The sequence below is a fragment of the Agrobacterium vitis genome (assembly GCF_014926405.1).
Classification (GTDB): Bacteria; Pseudomonadota; Alphaproteobacteria; order Rhizobiales; family Rhizobiaceae; genus Allorhizobium; species Allorhizobium vitis_H.
Map to the genome: position 1 here is coordinate 3,634,265 of NZ_JACXXJ020000005.1, position 20,249 is coordinate 3,654,513.

19 protein-coding genes and 1 pseudogene are annotated in these 20,249 nt (G+C 57.9%); 13 read left to right on the forward strand and 7 right to left on the reverse strand.

Features of this window, described 5'->3' with window-relative positions:
- Positions 1-268: 268 nt before the first annotated feature.
- Positions 269-646: pseudogene (locus IEI95_RS28175) on the forward strand (integrase core domain-containing protein); the annotation flags it as partial.
- Between the two features lie 371 nt (positions 647-1,017).
- On the opposite strand, the gene IEI95_RS28180 reads toward IEI95_RS28175, so the two are convergent.
- Together IEI95_RS28180 and IEI95_RS28185 are read right to left on the reverse strand one after the other, a co-directional pair.
- A complete protein-coding gene (locus IEI95_RS28180) occupies positions 1,018-2,058 on the reverse strand; it encodes a sensor domain-containing diguanylate cyclase (RefSeq protein WP_156538280.1) in 1,041 nt (346 codons plus the stop codon).
- A gap of 119 nt (positions 2,059-2,177) precedes the next feature.
- Complete coding sequence (locus tag IEI95_RS28185; protein WP_156531854.1) at positions 2,178-2,378, reverse strand: hypothetical protein; 201 nt, start codon at positions 2,376-2,378, stop codon at positions 2,178-2,180.
- Positions 2,379-2,966: 588 nt separating this feature from the next.
- Here IEI95_RS28185 and IEI95_RS28190 point away from each other — a divergent pair.
- On the forward strand, positions 2,967-4,622 hold the full coding sequence (locus tag IEI95_RS28190; RefSeq protein WP_194417261.1) for an AMP-binding protein: 1,656 nt from the start codon (positions 2,967-2,969) through the stop codon (positions 4,620-4,622).
- 29 nt (positions 4,623-4,651) lie between these two features.
- Here IEI95_RS28190 and IEI95_RS28195 read toward each other — a convergent pair whose 3' ends face one another.
- From IEI95_RS28195 to secA, 3 genes are all read right to left on the reverse strand, one after another.
- The gene (locus IEI95_RS28195) at positions 4,652-5,935 is read right to left on the reverse strand and encodes a GNAT family N-acetyltransferase (RefSeq protein WP_156538278.1); all 1,284 of its coding nucleotides are present in this window, start codon (positions 5,933-5,935) and stop codon (positions 4,652-4,654) included.
- 20 nt (positions 5,936-5,955) lie between these two features.
- Positions 5,956-7,359, reverse strand: coding sequence for a lipopolysaccharide biosynthesis protein (locus IEI95_RS28200; protein ID WP_156531856.1), 1,404 nt, complete (start codon positions 7,357-7,359; stop codon positions 5,956-5,958).
- Positions 7,360-7,507: 148 nt separating this feature from the next.
- Positions 7,508-10,207, reverse strand: a complete 2,700-nt coding sequence (gene secA, locus IEI95_RS28205; RefSeq protein ID WP_156531900.1) for a preprotein translocase subunit SecA — start codon at positions 10,205-10,207, stop codon at positions 7,508-7,510.
- Positions 10,208-10,469: 262 nt separating this feature from the next.
- On the opposite strand from secA, the gene IEI95_RS28210 reads away from it, so the two are divergent.
- The 6 genes from IEI95_RS28210 (at position 10,470) to IEI95_RS28235 (ending at position 15,054) form a co-directional block, all read left to right on the forward strand.
- Entirely contained in the window at positions 10,470-11,345 is an 876-nt protein-coding gene (locus tag IEI95_RS28210) for a peptidylprolyl isomerase (RefSeq protein WP_071203205.1), read from the forward strand.
- Between the two features lie 88 nt (positions 11,346-11,433).
- Entirely contained in the window at positions 11,434-12,675 is a 1,242-nt protein-coding gene (gene argJ, locus IEI95_RS28215; protein ID WP_156531857.1) for a bifunctional glutamate N-acetyltransferase/amino-acid acetyltransferase ArgJ, read from the forward strand.
- Positions 12,675-13,478: a GNAT family N-acetyltransferase gene (locus IEI95_RS28220; protein WP_015917284.1), complete on the forward strand. Its 804-nt coding sequence runs from the start codon at positions 12,675-12,677 to the stop codon at positions 13,476-13,478. The genes argJ and IEI95_RS28220 overlap by 1 nt, the downstream gene beginning before the upstream one ends.
- On the forward strand, positions 13,478-13,903 hold the full coding sequence (mutT, locus tag IEI95_RS28225; RefSeq protein WP_156531901.1) for an 8-oxo-dGTP diphosphatase MutT: 426 nt from the start codon (positions 13,478-13,480) through the stop codon (positions 13,901-13,903). The genes IEI95_RS28220 and mutT overlap by 1 nt, the downstream gene beginning before the upstream one ends.
- Before the next feature lie 509 nt (positions 13,904-14,412).
- Positions 14,413-14,733: a hypothetical protein gene (locus IEI95_RS28230; protein ID WP_156531858.1), complete on the forward strand. Its 321-nt coding sequence runs from the start codon at positions 14,413-14,415 to the stop codon at positions 14,731-14,733.
- Positions 14,734-14,865: 132 nt separating this feature from the next.
- Entirely contained in the window at positions 14,866-15,054 is a 189-nt protein-coding gene (locus IEI95_RS28235) for a Flp family type IVb pilin (protein WP_071203199.1), read from the forward strand.
- 43 nt (positions 15,055-15,097) lie between these two features.
- On the opposite strand, the gene IEI95_RS28240 is transcribed toward IEI95_RS28235, so the two are convergent.
- Positions 15,098-15,967: a methyltransferase domain-containing protein gene (locus IEI95_RS28240; RefSeq protein ID WP_156531859.1), complete on the reverse strand. Its 870-nt coding sequence runs from the start codon at positions 15,965-15,967 to the stop codon at positions 15,098-15,100.
- A gap of 312 nt (positions 15,968-16,279) precedes the next feature.
- Between IEI95_RS28240 and IEI95_RS28245 the strand changes: the two genes are divergently transcribed.
- From IEI95_RS28245 to IEI95_RS28265, 5 genes are read left to right on the forward strand one after another with little or no spacing between them, the layout of a single operon-like run.
- Positions 16,280-17,041 (forward strand): ComF family protein, encoded by a 762-nt coding sequence (locus IEI95_RS28245; RefSeq protein WP_156531902.1) that lies wholly within the window; start codon positions 16,280-16,282, stop codon positions 17,039-17,041.
- A gap of 51 nt (positions 17,042-17,092) precedes the next feature.
- Positions 17,093-17,347: a glutaredoxin 3 gene (gene grxC / locus IEI95_RS28250; protein ID WP_156531860.1), complete on the forward strand. Its 255-nt coding sequence runs from the start codon at positions 17,093-17,095 to the stop codon at positions 17,345-17,347.
- A gap of 9 nt (positions 17,348-17,356) precedes the next feature.
- Positions 17,357-18,214, forward strand: coding sequence for a carbon-nitrogen hydrolase family protein (locus IEI95_RS28255; protein ID WP_015917277.1), 858 nt, complete (start codon positions 17,357-17,359; stop codon positions 18,212-18,214).
- Positions 18,211-18,639: a DUF1178 family protein gene (locus IEI95_RS28260; protein WP_156531861.1), complete on the forward strand. Its 429-nt coding sequence runs from the start codon at positions 18,211-18,213 to the stop codon at positions 18,637-18,639. The genes IEI95_RS28255 and IEI95_RS28260 overlap by 4 nt, the downstream gene beginning before the upstream one ends.
- 2 nt (positions 18,640-18,641) lie before the next feature.
- Positions 18,642-19,223 (forward strand): DUF3291 domain-containing protein, encoded by a 582-nt coding sequence (locus tag IEI95_RS28265; protein WP_156531862.1) that lies wholly within the window; start codon positions 18,642-18,644, stop codon positions 19,221-19,223.
- A 6-nt stretch (positions 19,224-19,229) separates the two neighbouring features.
- Here the strand turns inward: IEI95_RS28265 and ubiG are convergent, their stop codons facing one another.
- On the reverse strand, positions 19,230-19,988 hold the full coding sequence (gene ubiG / locus IEI95_RS28270) for a bifunctional 2-polyprenyl-6-hydroxyphenol methylase/3-demethylubiquinol 3-O-methyltransferase UbiG (protein ID WP_156531863.1): 759 nt from the start codon (positions 19,986-19,988) through the stop codon (positions 19,230-19,232).
- Positions 19,989-20,249: the final 261 nt, after the last annotated feature.

The following is a 20,249-nucleotide window of genomic DNA, read 5'->3' on the forward strand; positions in this document are numbered from 1 at the left end:
TTATTAAGATGAAATTGAGATCGTATGGGATCACGATCGGTGTCGATGATGACCTCGCTCTTGTTGCAAGTTTGCGATTAAAATCAGGTGCTTACTGCCTTTTGAGCGGGGTCGACCTTCCGTGCTGTTCCACAACCAACTAACCTAAATGTTCAACACTCGCGTTAAATCGGCAATCGAAGCCACGTCGTCATTACTTAGTCCTTGGCAATCCCTTAAAATCACGCTCAAGCAGTTCTGGAGGGATTGCGATTTTAGTCCAGTGAACCGCTTCAGCTATAAAGGGGAAGACGTCGTGCAGACCCTCGAACGCGTATGCCGGCAGGTCGGTTACCCGGCCACCATTCGGGTGGACAACGGCAGCGAATTCATCTCTCGTGACCTCGATCTGTGGGCCTATCATAGAGGCGTCGTGCTTGACTTCTCGCGGCCGGGCAAGCCGACGGACAACAGCTACATCGAGAGTTTTAATGGCAAGTTCCGGGCAGAGTGCCTGAACGCCCACTGGTTTATGAGCCTTGACGACGCAAGGGCAAAGATGGAGGATTGGCGTAGAGACTATAACGAGTTCCGGCCACACAGCGCGATCGGCAACAAGGTGCCGATTTCGCTCTTGAACGGCTCATCGGCACCCACGCCAACCTGAGCCTTAACCCTGGAAAATTCCAGCTCCCGCTGGCCCAAAATCGGGGTGCACGTTCACAGAACGTCGTCCATGGAAGCCCCTCCACTTATCGCGTCATCAAATTTCAACAACTGCCGCGTTGAACGCCCACTCGGTCAACGCGTGAAAATATCTTGTTTGCGTCATTAACGTGTCGATAATAGACTTCCCTCCTAAAAGGGCAAGATGCTGGCAGCCTTAGCGGAGGCCTGATTGCCAGGCGAACTTATGGCCTTTCGCCGTTCGGACTATATCCAATCATTCACGACGGAGCTCAACATGTCAGTCATGGGCTCCCTAAGCCAATGCTGGCCCGGTGACAAAAATGCTGCGGTCTGGTGGCTGGCTTTTTGTCACAAATAGCTGAGGGCGTTTTGAGGTTCGCAGTGGATGCGGTTGCGGCCATGTTGTTTGGCGCGGTAGAGCGCCATATCGGTGGCGGCCATGAATTTCTGGAAAGTTGAAAAATGATCGGCAGATTGGGCAAGGCCAAAGCTGGCGGTGATCCTGCCAGGTGCCAGTGGTTCAAGACAAATATTTTCCAGGCAGGTGCGTAGACGTTCGGCAATCGCTTGGGCCTGGACCAGATTTGTGCCTGGCAGAAGAACGCAGAACTCTTCGCCGCCGATCCGGCCTGCCAGATCGTTTGGGCGCAAATTACTGCGGATTGTCTGTGCTGCTGCGATCAATGCTTTATCGCCGGTTTCATGGCCGAATGCGTCATTGATGCCCTTGAAATGGTCCAGATCGAAGAGAAGAAGGCACATGGGATCGCCGCTGCGGCGGGTCTCGTCAAGAGCCTCCGTTCCTCTTGCCAGAATGAACCGGCGGTTTGCCAATCCGGTCAGGGGATCAGTATTGGCTTGAAGGGTCAGGGTTTTGAGAGAACAGTCCAATTCTGTTACCAGGGCTGAAACCGCCTGGGCGACAGTGCCGATTTCATCTTTCGTCTTGACTGCGATGGTAACAGGTGCCCCTTCCTGCCGGTATCGGGCTATGGAGTGGTTGAGTTGGCGTAGCGGCTGAATGATCCGCCAGAGCGACAGCAGGCAGCCAGCCGTTCCGGCCAAGGTCGATATCAGCAGGACAAGCAAAATGCTTGCTTCGCTCAGTGCGCCACCACCAAGGACATGTGCAACCACCGCCAGAAGTGGCACGTGAATGGAAATAAAGCAGATTACAAAAATCTTTGTTATCAGCGACGAACGTATTGCCCGGGCCGTCATATGCGGCCATTCAGCCATCCAATTTCTCTTAAGCATCCCTAAAGCTTCAATCCCGTGTGCAACCGGCAGGATAGATAGGGATGATCGTGGCTTAAAAAAGCAGAATCTAGATATTTTTAGGGTTTTTTGGAATTTCGGCCATGCAAGTCGCGAGTCAATGACAGTCAAATTTGTTTGTTTTTAAAACTATTTTACAGTTCAACAAGATGGCCATTCACCAACACAGGGATATTGCCCGCTCATTGAACGGGCAATATCTACCTTGTATCAAGACAGAATCGGTAGGCTTATGGGGTACCCGTGCTGGTGCCTGTCCCTGAACTATTGCCTGTGCTGCTTCCAGGCGTAGCAGGTGCCGTTGTCGTGCCGCCTGTCGAGGAACTGGTGCCGGGGGTTGATGTCGAACTGCCACTCTTGGAGCTGCTGTCATCTCCGCAAGAGGCTAGAAGCCCGAGAAGAGCAACGACCGGTACGATTTTCTTCAGCATGTGTATCCTCCTTTTATGCTCCGCACGTTTTGAAGTGCGTGAGCTTTTAAACCAGGAAAATGCCGCAGATCTTGGTCGCAAAGACGGCATGTCCGCGACGTTTTCGTGGTCTGGCATGGCGCTTTCACGCGCGCGTTACCGCCTTTCAACCCTTTTGGCTCAGGATTGTTCCAGCAAAAGGGAACCGGTTTTGCGACCTTGAAAATCGAAGGTTGAGCGATACTGGATGTCGTCCACCCGGCAAATTTCAAGACATCAAGCCCTGACGCCCTCTCGTCGCTGCACATGGGCCACAGTATTTCCCCCGGGCTACTGCATAATTTTAGCGTTATACCGGTTGGAATTTAAGAGGAAAATTATGCAGCATATATAAAGCGCTACAGCAAACCTGAAGGCGCTATAGTCGGTGCATGGCGCTGTCGTGTGCGCTTGCGAGATGGATTGTGCGACTGCGAAAGGAATGATAGGTTTGCCAAGTGACGTTTTTCTCTATTTGACAAAAACGCTGATCCTGGATCTGCGACAAACTCTCTGAATGTTTGGCCAGTGCAGGGGAATGCGACAGGGAACTCATTCAGGATAAGATCGATGTTTCTACCTGCCGGCGCTTCCTATGAGGCTCTCTGTCATGCGTTTTCCTGGTCCATACCAGCTCAGTTCAACATGGGACGGGCCGTTTGCGATGAATGGGCTGCCCGCGAACCGGACCGAATCTGCCTTGAGCATTTTTCACCTGACGGCGCGCATCGAACCCTAACCTATGGGGCGCTTGCTGCGCGATCCAACGCATTCGCGGATGCCCTAAGCCAGCTCGGTATTGGTCCTGGGGAGCGGGTTGCTTTGCTGCTGCCGCAGGGGTTTGAGACTGTCATCGCCCATGTGGCGATTTACAAGCTTGGCGCGATCGCTCTGCCGCTGGCCTTGCTATTTGGCGCCGATGCATTGGAATACCGGCTGAAGACGGTGGGTGCCTGCGCGGTCATCACCAATGATTTCGGTCTGTCGCGGCTGGAGCCTATTCGGGCCAGCCTGCCGGACCTTCGGGAGGTTATTTCCATTGGCACGCCTTCTCCCAGCGTCCTGTCCTTTGAAACTCTATGGCAGAGCGGTTCCGCGTCTTTTGAGGGGCCACAGACCGGGCCAGACGATCCGGCACTGATGATCTTCACCTCTGGCACGACCGGTGCGCCGAAGGGCGCTCTGCATGGACACCGGGTGCTTGCCGGTCACATTCCAGGCTTCCAGCTTGCCCATGACGGTCTACCACAGCCGGGCGACAGGATCTGGACGCCTTCGGACTGGGCTTGGGCTGGCGGACTTTTGAATGTGCTGATGCCAGCCCTGATGCTGGGGGTTCCGGTCGTGTCGTCGCCTGCCCAGAAATTTGATCCGGCCATGGCCTTTCGCATCATGGCGGAGATGAAGGTGCGCAATGCCTTCATTCCGCCCACCGCCTTGCGGCTGCTCAAAACGGTGAACAATCCGCGCCAGCATTATGATCTTGTGCTGCGTTCCATCGGTTCGGCAGGGGAATCGCTGGGGCGGGAAACCTATCAATGGGTCAAGACGGCGCTTGGTATCACGCCCAATGAGTTCTATGGGCAGACCGAATGCAATTTCGTGCTGTCATCGGCTGCCGGTCTGGGCGTCAGCAAGGCAGGCGCCATCGGCAAGCCGGTGCCGGGCCACCGCGTGGCAATTATCGATGACAAGGGCAGGGAGCTGCCAGTGGGCAAGGTCGGACAGGTGGCGATTGCCCGGCCCGATCCGGTGATGTTCCTGGAATATTGGAATGATCCGCAGGCGACCCGCCAGAAATTCATTGGCGACTGGATGCTGACCGGTGATCTCGGACGCCAGGATAGCGAGGGCTATGTGGAGTTTTTCGGTCGCGACGATGATGTCATTACGTCATCCGGCTACCGTATCGGCCCGGCGGAAATCGAGGATTGTCTGGTTGGTCATCCGGCTGTTCGCCTGGCAGCGGCGGTCGGCAAGCCCGATCCGGTGCGAACTGAAATCGTCAAGGCCTATGTGGTGCTCGCGCCGGGTTTTCAGGCTGGACCGGCCTTGGCCCGTGACATTGCTGATTGGGTCAAGCAGCGGCTGTCCATGCACGAATATCCGCGTGAAGTGGAGTTTATCACCGATATGCCGCTGACCACCAGTGGCAAGGTGATCCGCCGCCTGCTGCGTGAGCGCGATGAACCGCAACAGGCACAGCCGGGCATGATGACCGGCTGATATCTCGTTCAGTTCTAATTTCGCAATGATCAGCTGTCTTTTTGCCGTCTGCCCAGCACCTTGTCCCGCAGGATGCGGGCAATATTGCGCGTGTTGCGATAGAGATGCAGTTGCGCCGCCACCTGGCGGACATCGCGGTCGGCATTGCGCTTCAGGCCGATAACCATGGTTCCCATGTCTTCCCGCTCCCGCCAGAGCCTGCTCATGACCGGGTGATCGGGTACGGCGCAGGAATCGGTGCGCAGAATATTGGCATCGTCCAGATGCCATTCCGTCAATCGAGCCACCAGAAGCTTGCCGGGTGAATATCGGGCATAGCGCTCATCATAGGCAGTCTTCCACGTATAGGCTTCGGCACCCATAATGAAGACAACCATGGAGGCGATGGCTTTTCCATCGAGATCGAGCGTATGGATGCGGACCGAATCGCGCTCGGCCAGATTGGTCATCGCCTCGCGGGCAAAGGCGGCTCGCAGTCGGTCCATGACAAGGGCGCTGCGCTTGCGGCCTTTCCAGCCGCTGGCTTCGAGCGCCAGGAATTCCTCCATGCGGACATGCAGATCCTGCGGCTGACGGGCGACGGAATAGGTCAATTCGCCCTGCTGACCCAGCAGGCGCATCTGCCGGCGCATGTCGCGCCAATGGGACTTACCAATGGCCTGGCTTAGATAGGTTTCTCCATCCTCCAGGCTCTCGAGCATTGGGCGCTGGTAGGGATTTGTCACGGTCAGTGGCAGGTCACGGCTGATCGCCACGGCCCGCAGTAGTTTTGTGACCGGCCCATCGATTCGCAGATCCGGCAGGACGAGAACGGAGGGCAATTTGGCTTTGGCATCGCTCAGTCCCTCGAAAAGGTTGTCGAGCGTTTCCACCGCATCCTCCGCATCGACCAGAGGCGTGCCAAGCGGGCCGAAGGGGTTGGACCATACGCGAACAATGGACGGACCGACTGCAAAGCCTGGTTTTTCCACCGAAAAAGGCATCAGCAACCGGATCCGGCTGCGACCCTGCCGCTCGTCGCGGATCAGTGCCATGCGCACTTCACGCTCGTCCAGGCGGGGGATGGCGGGGGCCAGGAAGCGGGCCGAGAAGAAGACATTCTGCTCCAGTGCCCGGTTGGTCAGGTAGTCCATTTCCTGTTCAAGGTCGTAGCTGGTCTGGCGTGGATAGAGCCAAAGATCGCGGCCAGGGCGTCCCACGGCAATCTGGCCATCGGCGGGCGGACGATTGACCGGCGCAGACACGGTATGCAGAACCGGGCGCTCGGTGCTCGTTTCCCGGCTGGTATCGTCGGTCACCGGTAGTGTGTTCATATCCTACAACCTGGTTCGCTTCATGCGGGCCTGTCTTGCTTCATGCGAGACAATGGGTCGGCAAATGCAAATAAGACAATGCCAAGCGCATAGCGCACGGCAAGGTGTAACAAGATCGCTTCCACCAACATTGCCGAGGCGGCAGCCGTTGCCGCGCCGGTGAGGCCATAAAGCGGAATGAGAGTCACATTCAGCCCGATATTAGATGCTAAAGCAATCACATATAGTAGCACACACAATTTTTGTCGCCCGGCCATGGTCAAGAGCATCTCACCGGGACCAATCAGCGCCTTGGTCAGGGCGCCGGCAAACAGAATGGCCATCAATGGATAGCCTGCCGTGAAATTCGGGCCGAACAGACCGAGCAAGACTTCGCCAGCCGCCAGCACCAGAAGACCGATGATCAGCGACGGCCAGAAGCACCAGCGGGCCATTCTGCCGGCAAATAGGGCCAGCGGCCGGATATCATCTTCATTCATCAGTGCTGAAAAGCGCGGTCCGGCTGCGGCCTTGACCGCGAAATAGACGAATTGCACCAGGGCCATGGTTTTTGCCGCAGCAAAATAGATCCCGACCTGGTCGGGTGGCAGATAAAGCCCAACCACCATGACGTCGGAATTGGTGAGTAGGAACAGAAAGCCCTCGATCAGGAAAATCGGGATGGCAACGCGAAACCAGACCATGAAATCGATCCGCCGAGGCCCCCGCAGATATTTACGCCGCAGACGCCAGTGAATGGTGGCGAATTGGCTGAGTGTCGTGACATAGGTGGCGGCAAGGGCCGCCTGCATGGCGGTGGTGGCTGTGCGTGGCGCCCCCAGCATTACGGCCAGCAGCATGAAGGCAAGGATCAGCACGGGCCTGACAATATAGGTGGGGCTGAGGGCTGCAACGGGCCAGCTATTGGCGCGCGCCGTACCGTCAAGCACATCGCCCAGCGCAATCATCGGCAGTGCGAACAGGCCGAGAAACAGCGGTGTCAGGTAGTAACCGGCAATCCGATCTCCGAAAAAATTCAACAGGATAAGACCGGTTGCAGTCAGACAGCTGGCGAGGCCAAGAGCGAAGATCCGGATGGTAACGGTGATGCCACGGATTTCAGGAATTTCATCTCTTGCGTGATATTGCGGCAGAAAGCGGATGACGGTCGAATGAAAACCAAGGCAAGATAGATTGCCGAACAGCACGACCAGCACCCAGACGAAAACGAATATTCCATATTCGAAATCGCCCATCAGCCGGGCCTGGACGATCTGCGAGAAAAAGGCAATCGCTGCGCTGACGATGCGGATGGCAAAGGCAATCAGCGCCATGCGCTGGGCGCGGGCCACATCGTCGTGAGCGGACAAGGCGGTGACGATCCTGCGCAGCGGGCCATGCAGCCGGGCTGGCAGGAGATGTTCCACCCTCTGGATAACCGCCATGATAAACACGCAACACTCACAGGCACATATGCGACAGGGCATTCAGTCTTGGCAGCTTACGGTTAACAAAAGCCTGCCCGTCAGTGTTTGAATAGCCTATGTCTGTGAGAAATCGGCCAACCCATCCGGCTGGCCGATTTTGATTGTCTTATGCCAGCAGGGCGCCGTGGCAGTGCTTGAAGCGCTTGCCGGAGCCGCAAGGGCACATTTCGTTGCGTCCGACCTTGCCCCAGGTCGAGGGATCGGCGGCATTGCGGTTTTCAGGGGTGACGATGCTGTCTGCGGCGACAAATTCATCCTGGCCGGTCTGTGGGTCTTCGTGGTGGCCATGCATGATCGGCAGGGTTGGCTCCGGGGGCGCTTCACGGACGATTTCCACCCGCATCATTTGGGCGGTAACGCCTTCTCGCATGTTGGCGAGCAGCGCCTGGAACAGTTCGAACGCTTCCGCCTTGTATTCCTGCAAGGGATCGCGCTGGGCATAGCCACGGAAACCCACCACCGAACGCAAGTGGTCGAGGTTGACGATATGCTCGCGCCACAGGTTATCGATGGTCTGCAACAATACGGACCGTTCGATATAGGCCATGATTTCCGGACCGAAGCGCTCGGTCTTCTCAGCCATGACCTCGTCGGCGGCTTTCTTGACCCGTTCGACGATATCGTCTTCAGCAATGCCTTCTTCCTGCGCCCAGTCCTCGATAGGAAGGTCGAGGTTGAGGATTCCGGTCATTGCCGTCTTCAGGCCAGCCACATCCCATTGTTCGGCATAGGCCTTTTCCGGGATATGCGTGCGCACGATGGTGTCGATCAGCTCGTGGCGCATATCGTCGATGGTTTCGGTCAGGTCTTCGGCATCCATCAGCTCGACGCGCTGCTCGAAAATCACCTTGCGCTGGTCGTTCAGCACGTCGTCATATTTCAACAGGTTCTTGCGGATGTCGAAATTGCGCGCCTCGACCTTTTTCTGGGCGCGTTCAAGCGCCTTGTTGATCCAGGGATGGACGATGGCTTCGCCTTCCTTCAGGCCCAGCTTCTGAAGCATGCTGTCCATGCGGTCGGAACCGAAAATCCGCATCAGGTCGTCTTGAAGCGACAGGTAGAATTTCGAACGGCCCGGGTCGCCCTGACGACCGGAACGGCCACGCAGCTGGTTATCGATGCGCCGGCTTTCATGGCGCTCGGTAGCGATCACGTAGAGGCCGCCTGCGGCCAGTGCCTTTTCCTTCAGGGCTTTGACTTCTTCGCGGATCGCCTGTTCCTTGGCGTCACGCTCTGGGCCGGGCTCCATGCCTTCCAGATCGCGTTCAAGCCGCATGTCGATATTGCCACCAAGCTGAATGTCGGTACCGCGACCGGCCATGTTGGTGGCGATGGTGACGGCGCCCGGCACACCAGCCTGGGAGACGATATAGGCTTCCTGCTCGTGATAGCGGGCATTCAGCACGCTGAAATCGGTAAATCCGCTCTGGCGCAGCATGGTGGCCAGCAGTTCGGACTTTTCAATCGATGTTGTCCCGACCAGGACCGGCTGATTGCGCGACGCGGAGGCCTTGATTTCCTCGATGATCGCCTTGAACTTTTCCTCAAAGGTCCGGTAGACCTCATCATCCTCGTCGATACGCAGGATCGGCAGGTTGGTCGGCACTTCGATGACGCTGAGGCCGTAGATATCCTGGAATTCCTCGGCTTCGGTATTGGCCGTACCGGTCATCCCGGCAAGCTTTGAATACATCCGGAAATAATTCTGGAAGGTAATCGAGGCCAGGGTCTGGTTTTCCGGCTGGATCGTTACCTTTTCCTTGGCTTCCAGCGCCTGGTGCTGGCCTTCGGAATAGCGACGGCCCGGCATCATCCGGCCGGTGAACTCGTCGATAATGACGATTTCGTCATTGCGAACGATATAGTCCTTGTCGCGCTGGAACAGCTTGTGGGCCTTCAGCGCATTGTTGATGTGATGGACGATGGCGACGTTTTCGACGTCATACAGCGAAACGCCTTTGAGCAGGCCAGCGTCTTTCAGCAGGTTTTCCAGCTTTTCGGTGCCGACTTCGGAGAAATTGGCCGATTTCTGCTTTTCATCGATCTCGTAGTCTTCGGCACTCAGCATTGGAATGAAAGCGTCGATGGTGGTGTAGAGATCGGAACGGTCGTCGAGCGGTCCGGAAATGATCAGCGGTGTGCGCGCTTCATCGACCAGGATTGAGTCCACTTCGTCGACGATTGCGTAATTATGGCCGCGCTGCACCATCTGGCCGCGCTCATATTTCATGTTGTCGCGCAGGTAGTCGAAGCCAAGCTCGTTATTGGTGGCGTAGGTGATGTCGCAGGCATAGGCCTCGCGGCGCTCATCGTCGTTCATGCCATGCACGATGACGCCGGTGGTCAGGCCGAGGAAGCTGTAGAGCTTGGCCATGATGGCGGCGTCGCGGCTGGCGAGATAATCATTGACCGTCACCACATGCACGCCCTTGCCGGACAATGCGTTGAGATAAACGGCGAGCGTTGCCACCAGCGTCTTGCCTTCGCCGGTTTTCATTTCGGCAATGGCGTTTTCATGCAGGATCATGCCGCCGATCAGCTGCACATCGAAGGGCCGCATGCCGAGCGCCCGGCGCGATGCTTCGCGCGCCACGGCAAAGGCCGGGATCAGGATGTCGTCGAGCGTCTTGCCTTTGGCAAGCTCACCCTTGAATTCGTCGGTCTTTGCGGCCAGCTCGGCATCACTCAATGCCTTTATGCTGTCCTCCAGCGCGTTGATGGCGGCCACGCGAGGCTTATTCCCCCGGATGCGGCGTTCATTCGAGGAGCCGAAAATTTTGCGGGCGATCCCACCAAGACTGACCATGTCCATGGTCCTTTCTGAATTCCGTCACGAGGTTGAAACCGAAGCCCCGGGTCTACTCCCGGTCGCTCACGGCCACATGACAGTGGAGATTGGCGTACCGCCTCCGGAAACTGCTCTGGACGCGGAGTTGCGTGACAGATAAGAGGGGGGTCGAATTATGTCAACGGGACAGCATGCACCACAAGTGCCACAATCGCGTGGTTTAGGGTGTTTTCGACCCGATTGACAGTCGCAATCGGCCTCTTTACCGAAGGGTTATTATATGCTGCGTTCTCACAAACTCGTCCTGGCGGCCTGTGCCGCCCTTGTGGCGCTGTCTTCTTACGCCCATGCCGACGATGCTGTCGTCGCCAAGGTCGGCACTCTGGAAATCCACCAGTCCGAGCTGGATCTGGCGATTGCCAACCTCGATCCTCAGTTTGCCCAGATGCCGGATGACCAGAAAAAGGTTGCGGCTCTGTCTGGCGCTATCGATGTCAAGCTGCTGGCTGGCAGCGCCATCGGCGAAAAAATGCAGGACGATCCGGCCTACAAGCAGCGCATGGCTTTCATTGCCGACCGCGAACTCCACAATGCCTATTTCAAGAAGCATGTCGTGGACGTGACAACCGATGAGGAAGTCAAGGCGCGCTATGAGAAGGAAATCGCCGCTCTGCCGAAGGAGCAAGAAATTCACGCCCGTCACATTCTGGTGAAGACCGAGGATGAAGCCAAGGATGTGATCAAGCAGCTGGATGGCGGCAAGGATTTTGCCGAACTGGCCAAGGAAAAATCGACCGATTCCAGCGGATCGGACGGCGGTGATCTCGGTTTCTTCTCCAAGGGCCGTATGGTGCCTGAATTCGAAGAAGCTGCCTTTGCGCTCAAGCCCGGCACCTATACCAAGACCCCGGTGAAGAGCCAGTTCGGCTTCCACGTCATCAAGGTCGAAGAGATCCGTGACGCGGCTCCGCCGAAATTCGAAGATGTGCAGCAGCAGGTTCGCCAGCTGGTGATGCGCGACAAGTATCTGGCCCTGCTGGAAAAGGCCAAGACCTCTGAAAAGGTCGAGATCGTCGATCCGGCTCTGAAGAAGGGCTATGAGGATATCAGCAAGCAGCAGGCCGATCCGGACGCTGCCGCCGCGCCGAAGCCATAAGCAAGCGCTCATTCCGCCGCATCGCGCTTAGGACGCGATGCGGCGGTTTCCTTTTGTCGTTTCGTCTTTTCCGGGGCCGTTTCCAGCTATGTCAGCCAGTGTTTCTCCTCTCGCGCCAAAGAGTTTTGCCGAAATGCCCGCGATCCGCGGCGTCTCCATGGCAACAGCTGCGGCGGGCATCAAATACAAGAACCGTACCGATGTGCTGTTGATGGTGTTCGATCGCCCAGCCAGCGTTGCGGGCGTGTTTACCCGGTCCAAATGCCCATCCGCACCAGTGGATTTCTGCCGGAAAAACCTGGCCCATGGCGTGGCGCGTGGCGTGGTTGTCAATTCCGGCAATGCCAATGCCTTTACCGGCACCAAGGGCCGCGCCGCGACCGAGTTGACGGCCAAATCGGCGGCATCGGCGCTCAACTGCGGTGAAGATGAAATTTATCTGGCCTCGACCGGCGTGATCGGCGAACCACTGGATGCAACGAAATTTGCCGGCGTGCTTGATGACATGGCCCGCGATGCCAAGGGCGATTTCTGGCTGGAAGCCGCCAAGGCGATCATGACCACGGATACCTATCCGAAGGTTGCGACCCGCAGCACTGAGATCGGCGGCGTCACTGTGACCATCAATGGCATTGCCAAGGGTGCGGGCATGATCGCGCCTGATATGGCGACCATGCTGTCCTTCGTCGTCACCGATGCCGATATCGCACCGGCTGCCTTGCAGGCGCTGTTGTCGGCGGGTGTCGGTCCAAGCTTTAATTCCGTCACGGTCGATAGTGACACCTCGACCTCCGATACGTTGATGCTGTTTGCGACCGGCGCTGCGGCCAGTGATGGTCAGCAGCGTGTTGACACTGCCGACGATGCCCGTCTTGACGGGTTCCGGGCTGCACTCAACGATCTCCTCAAGGATCTGGCCTTGCAAGTGGTCCGTGATGGCGAAGGTGCGCGCAAGATGGTGGAAGTCACCGTCAAGGGCGCTGAAAGCGACGCGGCTGCCAAGGTCATTGCCCTTTCGATTGCCAATTCGCCATTGGTGAAGACGGCAGTTGCTGGCGAAGACGCCAATTGGGGCCGGGTGGTCATGGCTGTCGGCAAGGCTGGCGAGTTGGCTGACCGGGATCGTCTGGCGATTTGGTTCGGTGACGTCCGCGTTGCTGTTAACGGTGAGCGTGATCCGGATTATTCGGAAGCCGCAGCCACAGCCGTGATGCAGGGCGAAGACATTCCGGTCACGGTCGAGCTTGGGCTTGGGTCGGGGACAGCCACGGTCTGGACCTGCGATCTCACCAAGGAATATGTGGCCATCAACGGGGATTATCGGAGCTGATGGCGGTGGATCAGTCACCACGCGCGCCAAACCTGCCGCAGGTCCGCAGGCTGGAAGCTGTCAGTTTTCGCGCCTGGCCCGCGGCCTCCGTTCAGTATGACGGCAGCTGGCAGGTCCGGCTGACGGGCGGTCATCCGTCGAAGCGGGTCAATTGCGTGGTGGCGCTGGACCGCTCCGATATCCGCGACATTCGTCTGCGGTTGGAAAAGGCGGAGCGCAAATTCGAATCCTACGGTCGGCCCATGGTGTTTCGAGAAACGCCGTTGGCGCCGCCGCAAGTGATCGATGTGCTGCGTGAGGATGGTTGGACCCGCTTCGACGAAAGCCTTGTTATGGCGCTCGATCTGGCAGAGCTTTGCGATCTCGATGTGATGGATCACCTGCCAACTCAGGATATCGGTCGTTTTGTTGACGCCAGTCTGGCGCTGCGCAATGAGGATGCCGCGTCGAAGCCGGCGCTTGCCGAACTGATCAGCAATATCAAACCGCCGCTTGGCCTGTTTCTGATCGAGGTGCCTGACAATGGTCCGGTGGCGGCCGCCATTTGCGTGCAAGACAATGATCTGGCCGGACTGTTGCAGCTTGCCGTGGGGGAAGCCCATCGCGGCAAAGGAACCGGCCTCGAACTGACCTATGCGGCCCTGCGCTGGGCGCGGATAAGGGGAGCGAAAAGCGCCTGGCTTCAGGTCCAGGCCGATAACGGTCCGGCCCTTTCGCTTTACGAAAAGCTCGGCTTCAAGGAAGCCTATCGCTATTGCTACTGGCGCCACGAAACCGCCGCCAAGGCAGAGGGCGAAGAATGATGGTGCCTGTACCAGTACCAGGGCCTCGGCCTATTCTGCTGGTTGCCGCCTGCGCTCTGCTGGACAGCGATGGACGCATTCTGCTGGCGCAAAGGCCGGAAGGAAAGTCGCTGGCCGGGCTCTGGGAATTTCCCGGCGGCAAGGTCGAAACCGGCGAAACACCAGAGGAAACCCTGGTTCGTGAGCTTGAGGAAGAGCTTGGCATTGCCACGAAAATCCCTTGTCTCGCGCCGCTGACCTTTGCCAGCCACACCTATGAAACATTCCATCTGCTGATGCCGCTCTATGTCTGCCGTCGCTATGAGGGCATGCCGCAGGGGCGGGAAGGCCAGGCGATCAAATGGGTCAAGCCCCGCGATCTGCGGTCCTATCCGATGCCGCCAGCCGATGAGCCGTTGATCCCATTCCTGCTGGATTTGCTATAGGCTTTGCCTTTAGAGCTTGTCAGGACAACCGGAATCCGAGTCCGATTTCAGCAATTATCCAGCAGATTTGCCCTTTGGGCCGGTGTGAAATGCCTGGATAAGCCCGCGCGATGGGCCATTGCTCACCGGTTTTTATCGGCGATTAATAGAAAGTTAATCCTCAAACCGGCATTATTCCCTCATCATGCACAGGCGCTTCGTGCATCGTCTTATGTGCGTTGGGCGTCGGATGGCATGATCGCATGGGGCGCGGTATCGTTCGATAAAAAATAACGCAGTAATCTCAGGGCTTTACGGTTCTACCGCGCAGGATGTCGCCTGCTGCGGTGTGTTGATGTCGAGAGCCTCTTGGGCGCGATATCAAGAATCGAATCGGGTCTTGGGGGCTGCAGCAGGAGTTTTGCATGTTCAATGATGCAAAACCTCCTGATCTATGTGGTCGATTGTGGGGCAATCGTCCGGCGGGCCATGGTCCGGGAAGAAGCCCTTTGGATTTTGTGAGGTTTGCGATGACGCAGAAGGATTTCGGAAAGGGCGGACGGCAGTCGCGACGTGCGACTTCCAGGTCCGGCAGAGTTGGCGTTGTCAATCTTGCCTTGCTGTTTGCTGTCACGGCCGTGGCGGTATCGCTGGTTCTGACGCCGATGCTTGCAGACAAGACCACCTCCGGCCAGTTTGCGGCGCGACCGACTGATGTCGATCGGATGAGCACGGGCTCCATTCCTGGCGAACACGATGCCGGAAAACGCTACACGATCCGGCGCAGCGTCTTGCAGGAGACGCCCGGTTCCGTCTGTATCGTCAATCCCGGCAATGGGGATGCCTGCTGATAACCCGTGATGGTATGGGCTAGGCGATTTTGAAACAGGAAATATTTGAAAACAAACAGACAGAGCGTTTTGGTATGACAAAACGTTCGCTTCGATCACCCATGCGGGGGCGCATGGTTTTAGGCTAGGGGTATGATGGGGCTTTTACGCCGGTTTTCCGGCTTGTCGGCGATTTTTCGCCAAACATCTGGTGCAACTGCAATCGAGTATAGCCTGATCGCGGGGATAATCGCGGTGACGCTTTATCTGGCGCTTGGCGTTTATTACGAAGCGCTGGACAGGCTGTTTGATTCCATCATTGCTGCCATACCGCAAGCCTGACCGGCAGTGCGTTCAGGCTTGCGGCAAAGGCTTGAATGATCCCCTACGGCTTTCCGCCCAATGCGTCGGCGAGGCGGATTTTCGCAGACCCCGGCTTGAGCGGTTTGGGCTGGCTTTCATGCGGGGCCCAGCCTGACATGTAGATGATCGAGAAACTGGCGCGAATGCGGCCATCGGCATCGCTATAGCGTTCGGCATACAGCTCGGCGGCGCGCAGGAAAAACTGCCGGGTCAGCGGTTTGCGGCTGCGGGCGGCCAGCGGATTGGCCATGCCCATGGCTTTGAGATCGCGCATCAGCGCCAGAATCCCATCATATCGCACCGTATAGGTCTCGACATCGACAACCGGAAGGGCAAAGCCCGCCCGCTGTAACAATGCCCCTATGTCGCGCACATCGGCAAAGGGCATGACGCGGGGGCTTGCTCCGCCGCTGATCTCGATCTCTGTTGTCAGCAGCACGTCGCGCAATTCGCCAAGCGTTCCGGCTCCGGGCAAGGCTGCGAGCAACAGACCGTCAGGCTGGAGTGACCGGCGCATCTGGATCAGCAGGCCCGGCATGTCATTGGCAAGATGCAGGGCAAGCGGCGACAGCAGAAGATTGGCGCTTTGCTCGCCAAGTGGCAGATGCTCGATAGGGCCAGGGATCAGCGTTTCTCCCTGCCGGGCAAAGCGGCTGCTGGTTTCCACCCGCTGCAACTGGTCGATCCGTCCTGTTTCCAGACAGGCCCTCCCGACCCTGCCATCGATTCCGTGCAATTCGACTGCGGTTTCAAACCGGCGTTCCACCACAGCCAGCCGCTCGGTCAGCTCCTGTGCGACGATATCCAGTAGGAAACCGGCTCCGGCATCATCAGCGCCGAAGGCACGCTCGCGGTTGCGGACGATGAGATCAGGATCGAATAGCGGCTCCATGGAGGCCTCCCGGTGTTGTTCTTCGAGACACCAAGTGCCTACTGCATAATTGCATCAATCGGAATCGATTTGCGCAGGAAATCGCGTAATTGGGCTCGAACATTCCCGTGTTTACCCCAGGCGGATTCTGGACAGCTCTGTCCCCTTAAAGTTTCCAAGCGGCTTGAATCCTCTTTGGTGTTGAGTGCAGTATATCGCACCTACGCTTTTATGGTGCATTCATGGGCCTTGGGCGAGATCGGATTAGGGTATATCGGTATGATGCGGGCGAATGGAGGCAGGGTGGACTATATCCGGCAGGCCAGCGACAGCATGGTGGCCCTGGCCCATCGGGGCTTTCGGGGGACGCAAATTCTTGGCCGGGTGCTGCGCGATCTGGTCTATCCTCCCGGTTGCGCCACCTGCGGTCTGCCGGTTGCCAAGGCTGGCAGCCTGTGTTCCGATTGCTGGTGCTCGGTGCGGTTCATCGAGCGGCCTTATTGTGAAATTCTCTGTCTGCCTTTCGGTTTTGATCCAGGCCAGGGCATGGTTTGCGCCGAGGCGATTGCCAATCCTCCGGTTTTCGACCGGCTGCGGGCAGCGGTTGTGCATGATGGTGCGGCGCGTGATCTGGTCCATCGGCTGAAATATGGCGACAGGACCGATCTGGCACCGATGATGGCGCATTGGATGATCCGGGCTGGCGGCCAGGAACTGCTCCGCGCCGATGCGATCCTGCCGGTGCCGTTGCATCGCTGGCGGTTGTTTTCACGCCAATATAACCAGTCAGCGGAACTAGGTCGGGCGCTGGCCGGGCTGTCAGATAAGCCCTTCCTGCCGGGGGTTCTGACGCGGGTGAAGCGGACGCAAAAGCAGGTTGGACTGACGGAAAAGGCGCGGGCGGACAATGTTCGTGGCGCTTTCAAAGTGGCGGAAAACCGCCGCGATCAGGTGTTTGGCCGCCATCTGGTGCTGGTCGATGATGTCTACACGACAGGGGCCACGGTCAGTGCTGCGACCCGCGCGCTGAAGCGGGCGGGGGCCGTGGAAGTCACGGTCTTGACCTTTGCAATGGCGCTTGTAACACCTATATGAGATGACAATACTGATAGACATTATTTCATCAACACTGAACCGGAGACGAGCATGGCGTCCGTGATCATCTATACGCGGAAATATTGTGAATATTGCGCCCGCGCCAAGGCGCTTCTGACCACCAAGGGCGTGGCTTTTACCGAGGTCGACGCGACGGGCAATGCGGAACTGCGCCAGGAAATGGTCAATAAATCCGGTCGCAATACATTTCCGCAGATCTTCATCGATGGCACCCATGTCGGTGGTTGCGATGATCTGCATGCGCTGGAACGGGCTGGAAAGCTCGATCCGATGCTGGCGGCCTGAGGACATGTCATGACCATTACGGTTGCAGCCCTGCAAATGTGCTCCGGCACCGATCTTGAGAAGAATGCCGCTACCATGGCGCGTCTGGTGCGCGAGGCAGCAGCAGCAGGGGCGATCTATGTCCAGACCCCGGAAATGACCGGGGCCTTGCAGCGCAACCGTGAGGCTTTGCGGGCCATGCTGCGCGATGACGACAATGACTTGATTGCCGTCACGGCGGCTCAACTGGCTGGCGAACTGAAGATCCATGTCCATGTCGGTTCAACAGCGATTGCCCGTGCCGATGGGATGATTGCCAATCGCGGCCTGTTGTTCGGGCCGAATGGTCGGCGGATCTGCACCTATGACAAGATTCATATGTTCGATGTGGATCTGGACAATGGTGAAAGCTGGCGGGAAAGTGCCGCTTATGCGCCCGGCAAGAGCGCTTGCGTTGCTGATTTGCCCTTCGCCAGGCTCGGCTTTGCGATTTGCTATGATGTGCGGTTTCCCTCGCTGTTTCGCACCGAAGCCATGGCGGGTGCCGACATTCTGACGGTGCCAGCGGCCTTCACCCGGCAGACCGGCGAGGCGCATTGGCATATCCTGCTCAGGGCGCGGGCCATCGAGAATGGTGCGTTCGTCATTGCCGCCGCCCAGGGCGGTACCCACGAGGATGGACGCGAAACCTATGGGCATTCGCTGATCATCGATCCCTGGGGGAAAATCCTGGCGGAAGGCCCGGCGGCGGGCGAGGCCGTGGTGATGGCCGAGATCGATCTCGATGCCGTCAAGGCGGCGCGCATGAAGATCCCCAACCTCAAAAATGGCCGTGATTTCAATCTCGACATGGTTCCAACGCTCGCCAAGGGAGGGCAGACGGTTTGATCCGCTATTCCCTCATCTGCGATCAGGCCCATGAATTTGAGGGCTGGTTTGCGCAAAGCGATGATTTCGACCGCCAGAAAGCCAGTGGCTTTTTGACCTGCCCGGTCTGTTCTTCCGCCTCCATTTCCAAAAGCCTGATGGCGCCGATGGTGTCGACGGCGCGCAGCAAGGAAGAACGCCAGAAGGTAGCCTATGACGCTGCCCAGCGTGAAGCCTTCCTGAAGTTGAAGGAGGCGGTTGCGACCGTCAGGGCCAATAGCGAAGATGTCGGCGAGCGGTTTCCCGAAGAGGCCCGCAAGATCCATTACGGCGAGGCCGATGCCCGGGGGATTATCGGCAATGCCAGCCCCGACGAGGCGCGCGCCCTGATTGAGGAAGGCATCGAAATTGCGCCCCTGCCAGTTCTGCCTGACGATGTGAATTGAGCATGTCGTCCACCCATCACCTCGCGCTCTATAATTTCGGCCTGCATGTCGCGCCATCTGGAGATCCGGCAATTCAGGGCTTTGTTGACCGAGAGCCTCTTAATTTTGAGGCCGCTACGCGCTCCACGGGCTTTATCGACCGTTCCGGTTATGAGGGCGAACCGGGGCCGGAAAGCTGGGGCGTGCAGGTGTTTCCGCGTTTTATGGAAGGCAGCGGATTTACCTCCGGTCCATCGTCTCTTTCGCTCTGGCAAGACCCGGAGGCCCTGATGGCCTTCTCCTATAGTGGCGTCCATGCTGACGCCTTGAAACACGCGCGCCACTGGAATGTGAAGCAGACCTGGCCTTCTTTGGTGCTCTGGTGGGTGCCAGTTGGCAGCAGGCCGCAATGGTCAGATGGTGTGGAAAGGCTCGAGCATCTCGCCGATCACGGACCGACGCCCTTCGGCTTCACGTTCAAGCAGGCTTTTGCTGAGGATGGTACATCCTATCATCTTGACCGAGCGCGGATAACGCAGCTTGCCACCGGCAATTGCGCCCGCCAGCAGGATTTGCTGGAACGCCTTGCCTCAATGCCGGTATGAGATGGTTCACTCCCGGGTGGACGTCGGCCTGCGGGTCAGCATCATGTAATTGACATCCGTGTCGGAGGACAGATTCCACTGATTCTGGAACGGGTTGAAGAATACGCCGACAGTCTCGGACACATTCATGCCTGCGCCAAGGATTGGCTTTTCCAATTCTTCCGGGCGCACCAGTTTTTCATATTGATGGGTGCCGCGCGGCAGCCAGCGCAGAACGTATTCGCAGGCACCGATGGCAAGCGCCGCAGCCTTCAGGGTGCGGTTGATGGTCGAAATCAGCATGATCCCGCCAGGGCGCACCATGGAGGCGCAGGTGGAGATGAAATACTCGACATCGGCGACATGCTCAACGACTTCCATGTTCAGCACGATATCGAAGCTTTCGCCAGCAGCGGCCAGGGCCTCGGCGGTGACGGCGCGGTAATCCACGCTCACGCCGGTCTGGGCGGCATGGGTCTGGGCGATGCCGATATTCTTGGCGGAGGCATCAGCGCCCAGCACGTCGGCGCCCATGCGGGCAATGGGTTCCGACAGCAAGCCGCCGCCACAGCCGATGTCGAGAACCCGCAGGCCCGATAGCGGCTGATTGGAGCGTGGATCGCGCTGATAGTTTTCGCAGGCTTTGTCGCGGATATAGGCAAGGCGCACCGGATTGATCTTATGGAGCGGCTTGAATTTGCCGGTGGGGTCCCACCATTCAGCAGCCATGGCGGAAAAGCGGTCGACCTCGGCCTGATCGATGGTGCTCTTGGCGGTCTCGCTCATCGGGTTCTCCTGACTGTGCTGCATTCCATAGCTTTGTTGATCCGGGGCTTTGTTGATCCGGGCGGATATCTCAAGGCTCACTACCGCGTTTTACGCTGCCGCGCCATCCTTGAGGCGCAGCCGCTTCGCCGTCTCATGTGTGAGGTCGGACGATCCTGGCTTAAAGTCAAGAGTGAGCGACACCTTGTCGCTTCAAAACATGCCGCCTCAAAAAAGCCGGAGGACATTGCTTGACATAAGCGGGTCAAGTGCGGGTGGGGC